The sequence below is a fragment of the Gimesia chilikensis genome (assembly GCF_008329715.1).
GTDB classification, from domain to species: domain Bacteria; phylum Planctomycetota; class Planctomycetia; order Planctomycetales; family Planctomycetaceae; genus Gimesia; species Gimesia chilikensis.
The window spans coordinates 61,880-78,168 of the sequence record NZ_VTSR01000015.1 but is presented as its reverse complement, the minus strand read 5'-3'; the positions used below and the strand labels follow the sequence as shown (position 1 = coordinate 78,168).

Genomic DNA, 16,289 nt, shown 5'->3' with positions numbered 1-16,289 from the left:
CGATTCCGGTAGCGGGTGGCCGAAACGCCTCACTTCCAGGTGGTGGAACTGCGCGCGTCCCTTTGTTTTTGTCGGTTTTTCGAAAAAACAAGGTGAAAATCGTAGATTTGCGCCCTACCCTGCCCATTAAAATAGGCAACTAGAGCACGGGCCTTGTGCGCGCAGTTCCAGAGACTCAGGCACAAATTCACTTTAGATCTGTCACAGATTGTTAGATAAAAAATGGCACAGGACAGCTGGTATTACAGGCAGTCAGAAGAAACAACATCTGGTCCCATCTCCTTCGAAGAGCTGTTTTCCATGGCTCATGCAGGAAAGCTGACGCCACAAATGGAGGTCAGAGTTGGTGAGGGCGGGAACTGGTTTCCCGCAGCAGACATTGGAGGGTTGTTCGACGCACGCGAGTCTGAGGAGACCGAACTCTCCCTGGACGATTTTTCGATCGTGGACTCTTCGTTTGGGATGGAGGAGAGTGCGAATCTGCCCTCAATGGAGGGTTTCTCAATCGTCGAAGAGGAAGACAAGCTTTCTTCCGAGCTCGAATCTCAGCTCCCCCGCTTTGCCACTTTGGAAGCGGTGCGCAGCAAGCATCAGAAAGTGCAGTGGTACTGCCGGGTGCTGAATCACGAACTCGGGCCGATGTCAGCCGACGATCTGATGCAGATGCTCTTCGATGGCGAACTGGCCCCGAACGATGAGGTGAAGTCATCTGCAGAACCGGAGTGGGTTCCCGCGCGAACGGTGGTCTTCTTGAGTTCATCGGGAAGTGATCTGGACGTTATTGATGCGGAAGATATGGATGCAGACCAGATCGTACCGACGTCCGGCGAAACGGAGACCGAAGAGGCAGAAGCGGAAGTTTCTGAATCATCCAGGAAAAAGAAAAGCAAGAAAAAGCAAGCAAAAGAAGAAGAGAAGAATGCAGCAGAGCCACCCAAGCCACCGATCCTGAAGTTGCGGTCCCGTCAGAAATGGTACTGCAAACTGGGAGGCATGGGTTACGGTCCTATCGAAGCACACAAAATCAAAATGTGGGCGGAGCAACAGCGTGTCGAACCCACCGATTTGCTCAAGCTGGGCAGAAAAGGGGAGTGGTTTGAAGCCTGGCAGATTGAAGCGCTGCAGTTGAAGAAGCCCGATCCGAAGAAAGAGGAAACAGCAGCAGCTCCCGCGGAAACGGAGAGCGCTGAGGCGACGCCCGCTGCCGCTGTTCCACCGCCGGCCAGTAGTCCTGTTGCCTCTCCTGCTCCGATGGCAGCGACTCCTCCCCCCGCACGTCCCGCCAAACCGCAGATCAAAGTCGCCCGTTCTAATCCATTCGAGGCGCTGGGGCCCATGATGGATCCCAAAATTCTGGGAGGTGTAGGCGGAGCGATCGTGTTGGCTGCAATTCTGTACTTCGTCCCACTGGGAGACCTGTTTGCCCCCGGCGGAGATGCTGAACTGGCCAAGTTCAAAGCGATCCACCAGGAATTTCTGGCGCTGCAACAGAAGCAGGCCAGCGATGCGGAGTGGTCCAGTTTCAAGAACAAGGTCAAATCAGAGATGGACCCCCTGATCAAAGAGCTCGAATCGAGTGCCGGTTCTGATCGTCCTCAGCTCCAGCAGATGCTCTGGGCGGGCCGCGATTATCTGCCTGGGATGCTGGACAATGCACGCACCGAACCAAGTCCCGACCAGGAAAAATTTGAGAAGCATCTCAAAGAGGCAGAGCGTATTATTAATGAATGAGTTGTGGTCCTGTGTGATTGCTTCAGGAAAGTGAAAGAGATATGGAAAACCGATCAGCCCGAACTACCCGTTCTGGGTTTGCCAGGAAACTCTTTTGGAGTGGCCTCGTCTTGACCGTTGTTGTGGTTGTTGGCCTGCTGCTGGGAAAAGCCATTCAGCGTTTTTCTACCATATCATCACTGAGTGATCTGACAAATCAGCATAGCGGTCGAGATGAATTAGCAGAGTTTAAGAATGTGTATCGGGATTTTCTGATCCTGCAGAGGATACAGGCCAGTGATGCCACATGGGAGCAGTTCAAAATACAGGTTCAAAAAAGAACGGCCCCTGATATTGACTACATGAAACAAACGGCCTGTGCCGATTATCCACAGCTTCAGCAACTTCTCTGGGCCGGCAGAGATTATCTGCCGTGGATGATGGATACTGCCCGCTGGGTTCCCAGCGAAGCCCAGATCAAATTTGTGAAACACCTCAAAGAAGCAGATCGCCTGATCAATCAGAATTAACCAGGGGCAGGCAGATGTCATACCGCTGTCTGCAGAAATTCTTACACGTCCGGTTGCGGTGGCGTCTTTTTGAGCCAGATCAGCATGCGGGCCGGTGAGGGATCTTCTCTAAGAAGTCCCTCTACCTGGATGAATTGATTCTTCCGGATGCGATAGGCGAACGATCGTGGCTGGGGCTGCCGTTTCCCTTTGTTCGGACCGGCAGTCACTTCCAGATCAAAATAAACGAAGACGTTGACATCTTCCATCCGCTGTAAGCGGAATTGCGCCTGGTGCTCGTGGATCAGTTTGCCATTCAGGTCAAATACCCGCACGATGGATTTCTTGCCGATGATTTCCTGTTCCACCTGCAGGGGAGACCCATTGCCGGCCTGATCATTGCGGACCCATTTTCCCGCGACAGCCTGATAGTCATCTTCCGGCGCGGGTTCCGCTCCCAGGAGGGGCGAAGCCAGCATGAGTATGAGGGGCAGTATGCGAAGGAGTTTCATCGGCATTCCTGACTCTGTTCATGGTAGAATGAAACGATCCACCGGCAGAGTGAGGAGACCACCGGTACAACGTGGCGATTGTACAGGTTGGGGCTGATTGTGCCTAGCTGAGTCTTTCGAAATGCAGCGGATGATCCGATTCCGGATCGGCGACACGCATGGAGATCTTGCCGTCCAATACGTCAGTGAGCAGATCACCGCAGACTTCCGCCCGCCAGCCTGTCATCAGGCGAGGCCTGTCGTCGCTCTGCTCTCCATAAACATGATAGCGGACCAGGTGCCTTAAATCGGATGTCGTTCCCACCAGCGTCTGGGAAACATTCATCTCGGCACAACGGTTCGCCAGGGCAATACCCAGCAGTTTACCGATCACCTGCTCATCCTGATTCTGCTGCGTATTGGGATTTTCCTCCAATTGCGGAAGCTGGTCATTGGGAATCTGCAGGGCTTTCTCAATTCGTTGAATGACCTGGGGAGCAAGCTTGAACATGTTCTTGCGATTGAGATCGCGGGTGGCGGTCAGGTCCTGTGGTGTTTTGGGTTTGCGCTTGGCCAGTTCGATTAACAGGTCGTCGCGGAGAATCCGACGGACCGGCTGATTCTTGTCCTGGCCAACTTCATCGCGCCAGTCAAAGAGTTCGCGGACGATGGCCAGTTCGCGCGGCTTCAGTTTGTGCAACCCGGAAACGCGGCGCCAGTTTTCGCGGTGAAATTCGGAATCGACTTCATCGATCATCCGTTGAAATTCCGCCTGGGCCCACTCGAGACGGCCCAGGTCCGTTAATTCTTTTTCCTGGATCTTCCAGATACGAAGCACGTATTTGACATCGTCGAGAGCGTATTTGATCTGCTGGTCGGTAAGTGGTCTGCGGCGCCAGTCCGTACGGGTCTCTTTACTGCCTGCTTTCTCTCCCAGCACGCGGGCGACCAGTGCGGTGTAGGAAATGGGAAAGCTCCGCGAGCGGAGCCCTTCGGCGATTTGCAGGTCGATCAGCTTCTGTGGTTTCTTGCCGGAGAAGTGGCGGCAGAAACGAACTTCTTCGCGTCCGCCGTGCACGACCACCGTGGTGGAATCGTCGGTCATGATGTCCCACCAGGGAGTCAGATCATCCACTTCGTAGGGATCGACGGCGACCGTGCGTCCTTCGAAGGAAAACTGCAGCAGGGAAAGTTCAGGGCGATAAGTGAATTCGGAAACGAATTCCGTATCGAATGCAACGATGCCCGCATCCTGAATCTGATCACAGAGTGCGACCAATTCCGACTGCTGCACAATGAGGGGGCTCGACATTCCTTGACCACTTCCTTTTCTTTTCCCAGAAATTCCCGGATTTCTCTGGCGCTGATGTTCTGATCGGTTGCTGCTTACTTAACTCCTAATGTTGTAGATATTTATTGTGTTCGTCAATGATCTAAGGGGCATTTTGTTCGAGGGAGGGGATTTGCAGACCCCCGCCGGAGGTGACGGGGAGGGCCTGTAAACCCGCTGAACAGGGCCGGTTTGAGAAAAATCCGCCAAGTTTCGCCGCGCCGCATGACGATTCTGGTGGTAAGCGGCGCTGGAATTCCGCGGGAGCGGCAGATTCTGCCGAATCTCCTTATTTCTTCATTCACTGACAGGAGCAGACAGTCATGGAAGACGATGGTCCACCGGGAGTCCCCGAATGGGTGGTGACTTACGGTGACATGATGTCGCTGCTGCTGACATTCTTCATCATGCTGGTTTCACTCAGTGAAATCGTGAATGATGAGAAATACCGGTCGATCCTGGAATCGATTCAGTCTTACACGGGTTATCGTACCGGCCCCATTTCACCTCCCGGAAAATATTTTCCGATGAACTCGATGATCGAGCAGATGAGTATGCTGGGGGCGTATACCGATAGCCGGGAACGGGGACGTGGGGGAATCAAGACGAAGGCCCTTGAAGGCAAAGATGTGCGCATCTTCCGCTTCCGGGAAGGAGTACCGGTTCCTGTCGGGAAGACCCTGTATTACGGTCAGACCCAGGTAGACCTTGACGAGGAACGTAAAACGAAGCTGGATGAGATGATTCCAGAGCTGGCGGGCAAACCGAACAAGATCGAGCTGCGGGCTCATACGTCGGTGAAACCTCTGCCCCAGGACGGCCACTACAATGACAAACTGGTACTGACTTACCAGCGGGGGCGAGAGGCCATGCTCTATCTGATCCAGAAAGGAATCGAGGCCAAGCGGATTCGCATTACCGCTGCCGCCGATTACGAGCCTCCCCTGCAGACCGGGGATGAGAAAACGCAGCAGATGGACCGTCTGGATGTGCTGCTGCTGGACGCGTTTGTCGATGACTACGTCGGCCCCCGCAAATAGTGCGGAGGTCGAGAAAATCTGGACGCGTGCTTGAGTGAGCTTATTCGCCCAGCATCTGATCAGCGACCCGTTGCAGATTGCGCGAGGAACGATCCTGCATTTTCAGGATGTGAGGTGCAGCGGCTTCTTCGTGTGACTGATCGATGCGGGTAATGGTCCCGGGTGCCAGTGGCACATACATGGATGAAACACGGGCCTTCATGCTGTTTTCTTCTGCTTCGTGCATTTCCTGATCCTTATTCTGCATTTCATCGAGAACGATGGGATTCCAGGTCGCTTTTCTTTGATCTGCTGAAACGTAGTGCATCCGCGCCCAGCGTCTCAGTCTGAATTCCGTTAACAGAGAAGTCCTGGCTTGCTTATCTGTATCCATTCTGTGATGCCCTTCAGAGTTGAAACGTCATGAAATAACTACTAATCAAATCGTCGCTGCTTCGGGATTGTCCGAACTGAATTTGATTTCTACTGCCGGCTTTCAGCGAGATAGAACGGCAGGGCAGCTATTCCAGAAAAAATCCGAACAACGTGGTTCCTAAGAAGAAAGGCTAGGATCACAAAAACAAGCTCAGGCGTTGCAGGCGGGGTGTTTGCTGCATTCGCGCTATTCCTTACAGCCGGAACCGGAGTCAGTCCTCATCGGTCTCTGATTCCGAGACGCGGTATCGAGAGAGGAACAGCGACACAAAGTCTTTAGTGGAACGGGTTACGTGCTCCAGCTGATGGGACTGTGATTCATGCAGAAACGTAAAGGACAGCAGTACAATCACCCCGGCGGTCAGCAACAGAGAGGAGCGCACCTTGTGATTTTCGCTGAGCACGCTCAGCATGGGCACATACCAGGCGCGACTGGTGACCGGGATTCTCTGACGCGGATTCCATTGAGGCAGATCCAATGCCAGATCGGGATCGACGGCAATCCGCTCTTCACCCGGTCGGACGGCATCAAAGTCGACGCGTGCGACTTCGGAGCGAAACTCAGGATCATGCTCCAGCGAATGGGCGATCTGTTTTAGGTATTCGACCTGGTTTTCCAGGGTCACCAGCTGGACCTGGTTCGAGAGATACTCATTCCGTAACTCAAGGTAGGCCAGGTACCGCGGCGAAAGGACTACCGCAGCGAACAGGCTCGCGGCGAGGAACAACAACAGCCAGAAAGTCAGCGAGATCATCCAGCCGATCCCGGATTCTTCGTTCTGGTGCTGTCTGTCAGTCACGATGTTGATGGCCAATGCAAAAGGGACACGATCTCTGCAGACGTCGGGCGCAGAGCTACCTCATCAAAATCGACAGGGTTGCACAGGTTTCTCCAGATCTTGTTAAGCTGTAGTGATTGCCGCGGTTGTGCCCATGGTGCCGGTTGGCTTGTGATCGACTGATATGAGCTGACACAGGCGGCGAATTGCATCCTACAACTCATATCCGCGCAAAAAAAACTCCCCTCGGAAACGGGTTCCGGGGGGAGCTGTTCGTCTCAGAGTTGAGTGGAATCAATTCAGGAGATGGTACCGCCGAAGGTGGCTTCCTCTCCCAGAATCTCTTCGATTCGCAGCAGCTGGTTGTATTTGCAGATCCGGTCGGTTCGGCTGGCGGAACCGGTTTTGATCTGACCAGTGCAGAGAGCAACCGCGAGGTCGGCGATGGTGGTATCTTCGGTTTCGCCGGAACGGTGGCTCATGACGGCGGTGTAACCGTTGCGTCCTGCCAGTTGAACTGCTTCGATGGTTTCGGACAGGGTGCCGATCTGGTTGACTTTCACCAGGATGCTGTTGGCAACCCCTTCGTCGATCCCCCGCTGCAGACGTTTGGGGTTGGTCACGAACAGGTCGTCGCCGACCAGCTGGACTTTGTCGCCGATCCGTTCGGTGAGTGCTTTCCAGCCTTCCCAGTCGTCTTCTGCCAGACCATCTTCGATGGAGCAGATCGGGTACTTTTCAACCCATGAGGCAAGGAAGTCGACCATGCCTGCGGAATCGAATTCTCGACCTTCGACGGTGTAGATACCGGTTTCCGTGTTGTAGAATTCGGTAGAAGCGGCGTCGAGTGCGATTTTGACCTGATCGCCGGCTTTGTAACCTGCTTTTTCGATCGCGGTCAGAATGACGTCGATGGCGTCTTCACTGTTAGGCAGATCGGGAGCGAATCCCCCTTCGTCGCCAACGGCAGTGCTCAGACCTTTGGAAGAGAGCACTTTCTTCAGTGAGTGGAAGATTTCGGTTCCGCAACGCAGAGAGTCACTGAAGTTGTCAAAGCCCAGGGGCATGACCATGAATTCCTGCAGGTCGATTCCGTTGCTGGCGTGCTCACCACCGTTGATGATGTTCATCATCGGGGCGGGGAGACGGTTGGCACCAACGCCACCCAGGTAACGGAACAGGGGCAGGTCGGAAGAAGCAGCTGCTGCATGTGCGGCGGCCAGCGAACAGGCCAGAATGGCGTTCGCACCCAGGCGTGATTTATTTTCGGTGCCATCCAGGTCGAGCATGACACGGTCGATCAGCAGCTGATCGCAGACATTCAGGTCAACCAGTACGTCGGCAATTTCGGTGTTCACATTCTGAACGGCCTGCTGGACCCCTTTGCCCAGGAAGCGGTCTTTTTTATCGGCGTCGCGCAGTTCACAGGCTTCGTGCATCCCTGTGCTGGCACCGCTGGGAACAGCGGCTCGGCCTACAACTCCATTTTCCAGCTCGATATCCACTTCCACAGTGGGATTCCCGCGACTGTCAAGAATTTCACGGGCATGAACGGAACTAATGGCAATACTCATCGGTTTTGTTTCCTCTAAAAGTTCGACAGGATGAACTCGATCTGTTGATTTCGCAACACATCAACAAAATTTGATATTATTTGGCGTAAAGCAGCATATTTTTAGCAGAAAGCCGGAGTAACCTCAAACGATTGCGTTTAGATTAAATGAATCTTTACGCGACCTGCGGATACCAGCCTGTCCGGAATATGCTCAAACTCTGACCAGGCTTACAGATGCAACATGGCTTCCCTGCCCGACCCGTGAATTGCAGGCAGACCCGGATCCGGCCAGAAGTATAAAACAGAGACGCTGCACGGATTTTTTCGATTCGACCCGTTGCCCGGGAAGAAAACAGATTAAAAATAGTGATGAACGAGGGCGAATCTCGTCAGCCAGCCGGGATCCTGTTAAACTGGGACGTTCTTAAGCAGGGACCAGTCCGGTCTCTGAAACCGTTCCCGAAATGATCAGCAGCACGCAATCTCCGAAATTCAAGACCTTATGAGTTCAACTTCATCAGACGTCAATCTACCTGCCACCGGACAACCTTATTCCCGACTGGAAGTCCAGCCCATGGATCCGCAACTGACGACCATTCAGCCGGGTGGGGGAATTATTATCAACCTGGAAATGCTCTGGGGCCGCTGGCGGCGATTCTGGTTGAAGACGTTTCGCCCCGGTTACGTGAAGAAAATGGAGAGCACACGTAAGGGGGACTTCAATCCCTGTCCGCATGATGTGCTCGATCCCCGCGACCTTAAATATCATGAGAACCAGGGAGGCTACTACTGGGAGGAAGCGGACGATCCCTTTGCGTATCGCAGCCGACTCCCCTTTGCCCGCGAAGGGCTGGCCGAACTGTTCGTTCTCTCAACCCTGTTTTTCGGCGGTGCCGCCCTGCTCTCCGGGGTGATTTTGTCCGGCGTGGTGACAGGGGTGCTCAGTTACATCGGCTGGTTGCTGGTGCTGACGCTGGTGTTGTTCGGGATGGAGATCGTCTGGTTCTTCCGGAATCCCCAGCGGACGATCCCTGCGGGTGAAGGAGTGATTGTGTCTCCCGCAGACGGGACCTTCGATACGATTGAAGAGATCGCGCATCACGAATATATCGGCGGCCCGGCGATCGAGATCGGCATCTTCCTGTCGATTTTCAATGTCCACATTAACCGCATGCCGGTTGCCGGTAAGATTATCAAACTTGCGTATCGACCCGGGAAATGTCTGAACGCACTGCGACCGGAGTCCACGCGGTTAAACGAGCGACTGGAAGTCTATCTGCAGATGCCCGAGCCGACCAACCGACCGATGCTGGTGCAGCAGATTACCGGTGCGATTGCGCGGCGGATTGTCTGTCGCTTGAAGCCGGGCGATGTATTAACCAAGGGGGCGCAGTTCGGTATGATTAAGCTGGGTTCCCGAACCGTGATTGTGTTTCCCCAGGAAGAAGGACTGGAAATCCTGGCGAAGCCGGGTGACAAGTTGAAAGCCGGTTCGACCATTCTCGCGAAATATGCAGAGTCCCCCACTGAGGCCTCCAATGAAGAAGCGTAAACTGATTGCCGTCCTGCCGACGTTGTTGACGTTGGGTAATGCCGCCTGTGGTTTTGGCGCCATTACCTATGCGGCCAAGGTCGGTCCGGAATATATGGGGCACGTGACCAGCGGGGGCCTCACCCGCATGCTGGGAACTGCGCCGGGGATCTATAACTCTTTTGAAAATCAACACCTGTTTATCGCGGCGGTGCTGATCTTTGTGGCGATGCTGTTCGACGCCCTGGACGGCAGTGCCGCCCGCTGGACGAATCAGACCTCGGAATTTGGTGCGCAGCTCGACAGTCTGTGCGATGCGATCAGCTTCGGAGTAGCCCCGGCGTTTCTGATGCTGCAGATGATTCAGTTTCGTACCCAGATCTATCATCCGCGTCTGCTTTGGGTGATCGCGCTGCTGTTTGCGGTCTGTACCATTTTGAGGCTGGCACGCTTCAACGTGGAAACGGATGAAGACGATTCACACGAAGGGTTCAGCGGTCTCCCCTCACCGGCGGCAGCCGGCGTCGTGGCTTCCTTTCCGATTGCAATGCGCGGCCTTTACAAGCTGGCAGAGACGAAAAATGGATCGATGCAGTCCCTGTCGGAGTGGTTAATTACCGGCATCGGCTGGGCCCTGCCACTGATCACACTGGCGGTCGCGGCACTGATGGTCTCACGTGTGCATTATCCGCATGTATTTAATCAGTTGTTCACTGGTCAGCGGAGCCGCCGGCATGTGATACAGCTCGTATTTTCGCTGGCCCTGATCTTCCTGGTGCAGGAGCTGGCGGTCCCGGTCCTGTTCTGTTATTTCGCGTTTTCGTCCCCAATTCGGGCTTTTTGGGAAGAAGTTATCTCTGGACGACTATACAAATCCAGAGAAATTTGAGAAACTGACTCGTTTAATTCCCCTGTTTTTAGAACGCCGAAGGTACTGTCGCCGATGTTTACGGGACTGGTCGAGGGGCAGGGTACCGTTCAACTTCTCGAAAAGAACGGCTCCTCCATCGATTTGACGCTGAAGATTCCGGAACTCATATTACATGAGGCCCAGATCGGTGATAGTGTGGCCATCAATGGCTGCTGCCTGACGGTGGTGGAGATCGCCGCGAACTCTCTGAAGTTCCAGGCGGGCGCGGAAACCCTGGCGAAGACCAACCTGGGGCTGTTAACCGTGGGCGATGCCGTGAATCTGGAACGCCCGCTGGCAGCAAACGGACGGCTGGGTGGTCACTTCGTTCAAGGTCATGTGGACGGCGTGGGTTCGATCAAATCGATCGACCGGGACGGCGAATGGATCACGATGTGGTTCGAAGTTCCGGAAGCACTGGCTTTGCAGATGGTCCCCAAAGGATCGGTCACCGTGGATGGCATCAGCCTGACCATAGTGGGCTGCGAAGCATCCTCCTTCAGTATCGCGCTGATTCCACACACACTGGAAGTCACGACGCTGGGGCAGAAGCAGGTGGGCAGTATTGTGAATATTGAAACCGATATTCTCGGGAAGTACGTGTCAAAGCTGGTTCCCTTAACACTTGATGGTATCAATGAAAGAAGATGAAAGGCAGACTCGATCTTATTTAATGCGGCTCTTTGAGCGGCATGGCTTTAACCCGCGCTCTGATCTGGGCCAGAACTTTCTGATCGATCTGAATATCATCGAGTACGTCGTTGAACAGGGACACATTCAACCCACCGACATCGTGCTGGAAGTGGGAACCGGAACCGGGGGCATGACCACGTTCATGGCCCAGAGAGCCCGGCATGTGATCTCCGTCGAGTACGATCGCAACATGTATACCCTGGCCAGCGAGGCCACGCAGAAGTACGACAATATCACTCTGCTGAACTGCGACGCGCTCAAGAACAAAAACCGGCTTAACCCCATCGTGCTGGAAGAGATTGACCAGCAGCTCAAAGCGAACCCGGGCAGTCACCTGAAGCTGGTGGCCAACCTGCCTTATAACGTGGCCACACCCATTATTTCGAATCTGGTTGCCTCGGATCTGCCCTGGAACCGGATGGTGGTTACGATTCAGTACGAGCTCGGTTTGAAAATGTCGTGTAAGCCCGCGACTTCAAATTACGGGGCGCTGTCGGTCTGGTTGCAGTCGCAGTGCTTCGTCAAGCTGCTCAAGAAAGTGGGACCTACCGTTTTCTGGCCCCGGCCCAAGGTCGATTCGGCGATTGTCCAACTGACGCCGAATCCGCCTCTGAAACAGAAGATTGGGGACCGGGTCTTCTTCCAGGATTTCCTGCGGCGCGTCTTCCAGCATCGGCGGAAACTGATGCGGAGCACATTGGTGGGAATGTACAGCAAACAGTTGAGTAAAGCGGAAGTGGACGCACTTCTGGAGGCGCACGGTTACGAGCGGGAGAAAACCCGGGCGGAAGAACTGACGGTGCCCGAGATGATCGAACTGGCGAATGCGTTCCAGGAACAGATCACACGAAACGCAAACATTTGAAACAGATTGCCCCGTCGGCGGGTAATTTGCCTACAATGTTTCAAAAAAATAAATCATCGATTTCGAACACAAAACAGAAAATACATTAAAGAGACCCGTAAGGAGAGGCCCAATGCAAGACCGCATTATCTGTCAGGGAATTACTTTCGACGATGTTCTGCTGCAACCAGCTTACAGCGAAGTCATGCCTTCGGAAGTCAGTGTTGCCAGCCAGCTTACCCGAAATATCCCTCTCAATGTTCCGATTATCAGCAGCCCCATGGACACCGTGACTGAGAGCGATATGGCGATCGGCATGGCCCAGGAAGGGGGCATCGGCGTCATCCACAAAAACATGACGCCGGAACAGCAGGCACTGCAGGTAGACCTGGTAAAACGGAGCGAACACGGTGTGATTGTGGATCCAGTCACACTGCCTCCCGAAGTTACAGTGGCAGAAGCTGCCGAAATCATGAAGCGGAAGAATATCGGCGGGGTCCCCGTGACACAAAATGGGAAGCTTGTGGGGATTTTGACGAGCCGTGACCTGCGGTTTCTCGATTCTCCCGACACGCAGATATCTGAAGTCATGACGAAAGAAAAACTTGTGACGGCTGCGGAAGATACAACGCTTGAAGTGGCTCAGCGGATATTATTGGAAAATAAGGTCGAGAAACTTCTGCTGGTTGACGAAAATTATCAACTGAAGGGGCTGATTACGATCAAAGACATCGACAAGACGATGCAGTTCCCGCTGGCCTCCAAAGATTCACGGGGGCGGCTGCGAGTCGGGGCTGCGGTTGGTGTCCGAGATTATGATCGTGCTGCTTTACTGATTGAAAAAGGGGTGGATCTCCTGGTTGTTGACAGTGCCCATGGCCATTCTGGCAATGTGGTACAGACCGTGAGAGAAATCAAAAAGCGATGGGACATCGATGTGGTTGCCGGTAATGTGGCGACTGAACAGGGTGCCCGAGACCTGGCGGATGCGGGAGCGGACGCGGTTAAGGTCGGCATCGGTCCTGGCTCAATCTGTACAACGCGAATTATCTCAGGCGTCGGTGTGCCGCAGTTAACTGCGATTTCCAATGCTGCCAAGGCACTGGAAGGAACAGGCATTCCGATCATCGCCGATGGGGGAATTCGTTACAGTGGTGACATTGCCAAAGCTCTGGCAGCCGGCGCTCATACGGTGATGTTAGGAGGTTTGCTCGCCGGTCTGGACGAAAGTCCGGGTGAATTGATTCTTTACCAGGGACGCAGTTTCAAGCGTTACCGTGGCATGGGATCGATGGGAGCAATGGTCAAAGGCAGTAGCGAACGCTACCGTCAAAGTTCAGTTACACAAGACGGAAAGGATTCCGCCAAGAAACTGGTACCAGAGGGAGTAGAGGGACGCGTGCCTTACAAAGGTCCGCTGCAGAATCTGCTCTATCAACTTGTAGGTGGACTACGGGCTGGTATGGGTTATTTGGGAGTCCAGTCTGTCGCGGAAATGCGAACCGAAGCCAAATTCATTCAGGTTTCAGCCGCAACGGTCAGGGAGAACCATCCGCATGATATTGCAGTCACTCAGGAAGCACCGAATTACACAGCCGAACATTCACCCATGGAATAGTTCGGGTAAGCGATATCTGCTGAGCCTGGCCCTGGTTCTGGGGCTCTCGCCATTTACGATGGTCGAAGAAGCGTCCGCCGAGCAGGACCCCTTCCTCGGACAGAATCCTGTGCCTGCCAGCACGTGGGAAGAGCTGAAAAGCCGTTCTCCGGAGCAGCGCTGGGAGACCCTGTCGCGCGACAATAAACGCGAACTGAAAAAACAGGAACGCAAAGAACGCCGCGAACAACGCAAGCAGGGCAAAAACGACGAACCGGAACAGACACCGGCCTTCCGTCCGATCCCGGATGACATGCCTGTGGCACCCGCGCCCGCCGCGGTTCAGGCTGCTCCCACGGGAGTTAATCCTTTTGCATCTGCCGATCCCAGTACTCCTGTCAGCCCGGCACCAGCAGTCGAGCCTTTTAAAACCATTGGCCTGGAAGAGAACCCCTCAGCGCCCCAGGCTCAGAATGTACAATACAAAAGTGTGACACCCGCTCCGGCAGCCACGCCGTCAAAGCAGATGGTACCTGTCTTTCCGGAAGCGGATGACGACAGCGGTAATTTTATCATGACCCAGAAGAGCTACGACGGGCTGGGCGATGATATTCCAAGTGTGGAAGGATTGCCTGCCGAACCGGAAGATCTGGAAGACGAAACACCGCACCTGTTGAAACGTATCTCCAACATCAAGCCGTTCTTCGACTACGAACCCGATCCGAAGATCGCCAAGAACGAACCCTGCCGGAACCTGTGTCCCCGCCCCGATGGCAAACCGTGTAAAGCCTCGGATGAAGAAGGGGGCGCGATTCTGGAGTGCCCGCGCGAATTCAAACTGAGCAATGCTCCTTACCCGGGACGGAACTTCTCTGAAAGTATCTACACCTGGGAAGCTTCGAACGTGAACTACAATCCTTTGTACTTCGAAGATCCCAACCTCGAACGTTACGGTCTTTCCCGTCGCGATCTCGTGCAGCCCTTTGTTTCCATGGGACGGTTTACCGGTCAGCTGATCGCGTTGCCTTACCAGATGAGTATCGACCCGCTCCGCAAACGTATGTATCCCCTGGGATTCTACCGTCCGGGCGAACCGAATACTCCCAAACGGATCAATGGTGTTCCCTGGAATACCAAAGCCGCCATCACAGAGGGACTTACAGCAACCGGTCTGATCTTTATCCTGCCGTAAGCTGAAGCAGAGTCCCTCGAGGACGCGTCGGCGGTTGCCGAAGCAGCAGCAATTCGATATTCTCTAAACACATCCTGACCCAACCGGTCAGGATGTGTTTTTGTTTTATCTATGCTTCGAGCTGTTCTGTTTCAGAGAGTGAACTTCGTCCCATGTCCCGCGATTCTTTGAACCACGTTTCTTCCGCCTCCCATGATCTGGCGGATGATATTGTCCGCCGCGTCGCCAATGTCGTTGGTGAAGCCGAAGCAGCCACCAAGCCTCTGGAACTGGATCCGTATCGCAGTCAGTTGTTCGAACTGTTTGTGATGGCCGATGCTGCAGGCTTCGTCGCCGAAGATGCGGAAATCGATCTCACGGCTGACAACCTTTGTCGTGAACTGGCAGCCCTGTGGGGACTGACGGAAGTGACCCAGGATGCGATGGCCGCTCAGTCGAAAATTCCCCCTGCACAGTTGGGAAAACTGCGGGCACTCTGGTCCGTATTGCGGCTCTGGATGGAATGGGACTACGCCTGGAAGCGCTGGGAAGAGTTTCATCCCCGTCAGGGCAGCTAAGCGCCCGGACGATCAGTCACAGAGTTCCTGCCAGCAGGCCTCCATGTTGCGGCTGGCCCGTTCGCTGGTAAAGCGTTCTTCTGCCCGCCGTCGCGCATGCTGCGAGATGCTTTGACTCAGACTCTGGTCATGCAGTAAACGCTGTATCGCTGAGGCGAGTGCCGCTGCTTCGTTGGGAGGTACCAGCAGTGCTGAGCGTTCATGGTCGACAATTTCACAAGTCCCACCCACGTCGGTTGCGACCAGAGGCAGACCGCTGGCGATCGCTTCCAGCAGGACACGTCCCAGTGGTTCCTGTTTGGCTGGATGGACGAGCAGATCAACTTCGTTCATCAAATAGGGGATGTCATCGCGGTATCCCAGTCGGTGCAGCCGCCCTGCCAGCTCGGGTTGTGCAAATGTAGTATCCAGGGCATGGTCGAAGTCGATGCTTTCCTGTTTCTGTGAATGCCGTTCTCCAACCAGGACAAAATGTGTCTGCTGATCCCCCTGCTCTGCCAGCATCCGGGCCGCTTCTGCCAGAACGTCTTGTCCCTTGCGCAGGCCGATCTGGCCGATGGTCAGGCAGAGGCGTGTGTCGGCTGGGAGACCCAGTTCCTGTTTCAGTGCACCCGTTGCAGGCCGGGGGTGAAACCGTTCGCAGTCGACGCCGTTATAGCAGACGCTGACAGTCTCCGCATTCAGACCGCGGGCGATATGGAATTCACGGGTGGCGTGGGAGACCGCAAACAGCCTGCGGTTCCGGTTGAGATCCCGGATGGCAGCGCGACTCAGTTTGATGATGTCCCGCAAATGTCCCGAGCAGGGAACCGGCAACTGTTCTGCGAAGGCTCCCGTCAGTCGCGCCATGGACAGGCTGTTGGCGTGCAGCAGATCGAAGTGCTGAGATTGCAACACGGGGAGGAGCTGTTCGAGCACCGCTTCCCGCGGCAGTCTCAGGCCCTGTTCGTCGTGAAACTGAACCGGATGGCAGGGGATGTTGAGCGATGTCAGGCGCTGCTGCAGGGGACTGTCGGCGAGACAGAAGGCGGTGAATTCAAATGACCGGCCATGCAACTGTTGGAGCATGGCCAGCATGGAATGTTCGCCTCCGTTCAGAGAACCGAACTCAAACAGGAGTGCGATCTGCTTCACGTC

The 16,289-nt window shown here is 54.6% G+C and carries 16 protein-coding genes; 10 read left to right on the top strand and 6 right to left on the bottom strand.

What is annotated here, in order from left to right; all coding sequences use genetic code 11:
• The first annotated feature begins 222 nt into the window (after window positions 1-222).
• Window positions 223-1,731, top strand: a complete 1,509-nt coding sequence (locus tag FYZ48_RS19525) for a DUF4339 domain-containing protein (protein ID WP_187782116.1) — start codon at window positions 223-225, stop codon at window positions 1,729-1,731.
• Window positions 1,732-1,748: 17 nt separating this feature from the next.
• Window positions 1,749-2,240, top strand: a complete 492-nt coding sequence (locus FYZ48_RS19520) for a hypothetical protein (protein WP_149343446.1) — start codon at window positions 1,749-1,751, stop codon at window positions 2,238-2,240.
• A 41-nt stretch (window positions 2,241-2,281) separates the two neighbouring features.
• On the opposite strand, the gene FYZ48_RS19515 is transcribed toward FYZ48_RS19520, so the two are convergent.
• Both FYZ48_RS19515 and FYZ48_RS19510 read right to left on the bottom strand, forming a co-directional pair.
• On the bottom strand, window positions 2,282-2,731 hold the full coding sequence (locus tag FYZ48_RS19515; RefSeq protein WP_145193273.1) for a hypothetical protein: 450 nt from the start codon (window positions 2,729-2,731) through the stop codon (window positions 2,282-2,284).
• A 103-nt stretch (window positions 2,732-2,834) separates the two neighbouring features.
• Window positions 2,835-4,022 (bottom strand): ribonuclease D, encoded by a 1,188-nt coding sequence (locus tag FYZ48_RS19510; protein WP_149343444.1) that lies wholly within the window; start codon window positions 4,020-4,022, stop codon window positions 2,835-2,837.
• Window positions 4,023-4,363: 341 nt separating this feature from the next.
• On the opposite strand from FYZ48_RS19510, the gene FYZ48_RS19505 reads away from it, so the two are divergent.
• Window positions 4,364-5,080 (top strand): OmpA/MotB family protein, encoded by a 717-nt coding sequence (locus tag FYZ48_RS19505; RefSeq protein WP_145045578.1) that lies wholly within the window; start codon window positions 4,364-4,366, stop codon window positions 5,078-5,080.
• A 40-nt stretch (window positions 5,081-5,120) separates the two neighbouring features.
• Here the strand turns inward: FYZ48_RS19505 and FYZ48_RS19500 are convergent, their stop codons facing one another.
• The 3 genes from FYZ48_RS19500 to eno all read right to left on the bottom strand — a co-directional run bounded on the left by FYZ48_RS19500 (window position 5,121) and on the right by eno (window position 7,847).
• Entirely contained in the window at window positions 5,121-5,453 is a 333-nt protein-coding gene (locus FYZ48_RS19500; protein ID WP_149343442.1) for a hypothetical protein, read from the bottom strand.
• Window positions 5,454-5,706: 253 nt separating this feature from the next.
• Complete coding sequence (locus tag FYZ48_RS19495; protein ID WP_149343440.1) at window positions 5,707-6,249, bottom strand: septum formation initiator family protein; 543 nt, start codon at window positions 6,247-6,249, stop codon at window positions 5,707-5,709.
• Between the two features lie 323 nt (window positions 6,250-6,572).
• Window positions 6,573-7,847, bottom strand: coding sequence for a phosphopyruvate hydratase (gene eno / locus FYZ48_RS19490; RefSeq protein ID WP_145193263.1), 1,275 nt, complete (start codon window positions 7,845-7,847; stop codon window positions 6,573-6,575).
• Window positions 7,848-8,330: 483 nt separating this feature from the next.
• Here eno and FYZ48_RS19485 point away from each other — a divergent pair, with 483 nt between their 5' ends.
• The 7 genes from FYZ48_RS19485 to FYZ48_RS19455 all read left to right on the top strand — a co-directional run bounded on the left by FYZ48_RS19485 (window position 8,331) and on the right by FYZ48_RS19455 (window position 15,152).
• Window positions 8,331-9,380: a phosphatidylserine decarboxylase gene (locus FYZ48_RS19485; RefSeq protein WP_242022716.1), complete on the top strand. Its 1,050-nt coding sequence runs from the start codon at window positions 8,331-8,333 to the stop codon at window positions 9,378-9,380.
• Window positions 9,367-10,248 carry a CDP-diacylglycerol--serine O-phosphatidyltransferase gene (gene pssA, locus FYZ48_RS19480; RefSeq protein ID WP_145045570.1) on the top strand — a complete coding sequence of 294 codons (882 nt, stop codon included), beginning with the start codon at window positions 9,367-9,369 and terminating at the stop codon, window positions 10,246-10,248. Before FYZ48_RS19485 ends, pssA begins: the two co-directional genes overlap by 14 nt.
• 54 nt (window positions 10,249-10,302) lie before the next feature.
• Complete coding sequence (locus FYZ48_RS19475; RefSeq protein ID WP_145443278.1) at window positions 10,303-10,920, top strand: riboflavin synthase; 618 nt, start codon at window positions 10,303-10,305, stop codon at window positions 10,918-10,920.
• A complete protein-coding gene (gene rsmA, locus FYZ48_RS19470) occupies window positions 10,907-11,827 on the top strand; it encodes a 16S rRNA (adenine(1518)-N(6)/adenine(1519)-N(6))-dimethyltransferase RsmA (protein ID WP_149343438.1) in 921 nt (306 codons plus the stop codon). The genes FYZ48_RS19475 and rsmA overlap by 14 nt, the downstream gene beginning before the upstream one ends.
• A 112-nt stretch (window positions 11,828-11,939) precedes the next feature.
• Window positions 11,940-13,424 (top strand): IMP dehydrogenase, encoded by a 1,485-nt coding sequence (gene guaB / locus FYZ48_RS19465; protein WP_145045565.1) that lies wholly within the window; start codon window positions 11,940-11,942, stop codon window positions 13,422-13,424.
• Window positions 13,363-14,595, top strand: coding sequence for a hypothetical protein (locus tag FYZ48_RS19460; RefSeq protein WP_149343436.1), 1,233 nt, complete (start codon window positions 13,363-13,365; stop codon window positions 14,593-14,595). Before guaB ends, FYZ48_RS19460 begins: the two co-directional genes overlap by 62 nt.
• A gap of 152 nt (window positions 14,596-14,747) precedes the next feature.
• Window positions 14,748-15,152 carry a hypothetical protein gene (locus FYZ48_RS19455; protein WP_149343434.1) on the top strand — a complete coding sequence of 135 codons (405 nt, stop codon included), beginning with the start codon at window positions 14,748-14,750 and terminating at the stop codon, window positions 15,150-15,152.
• Window positions 15,153-15,164: 12 nt separating this feature from the next.
• Here the strand turns inward: FYZ48_RS19455 and FYZ48_RS19450 are convergent, their stop codons facing one another.
• A complete protein-coding gene (locus tag FYZ48_RS19450) occupies window positions 15,165-16,286 on the bottom strand; it encodes a glycosyltransferase family 4 protein (RefSeq protein ID WP_149343432.1) in 1,122 nt (373 codons plus the stop codon).
• Window positions 16,287-16,289: the final 3 nt, after the last annotated feature.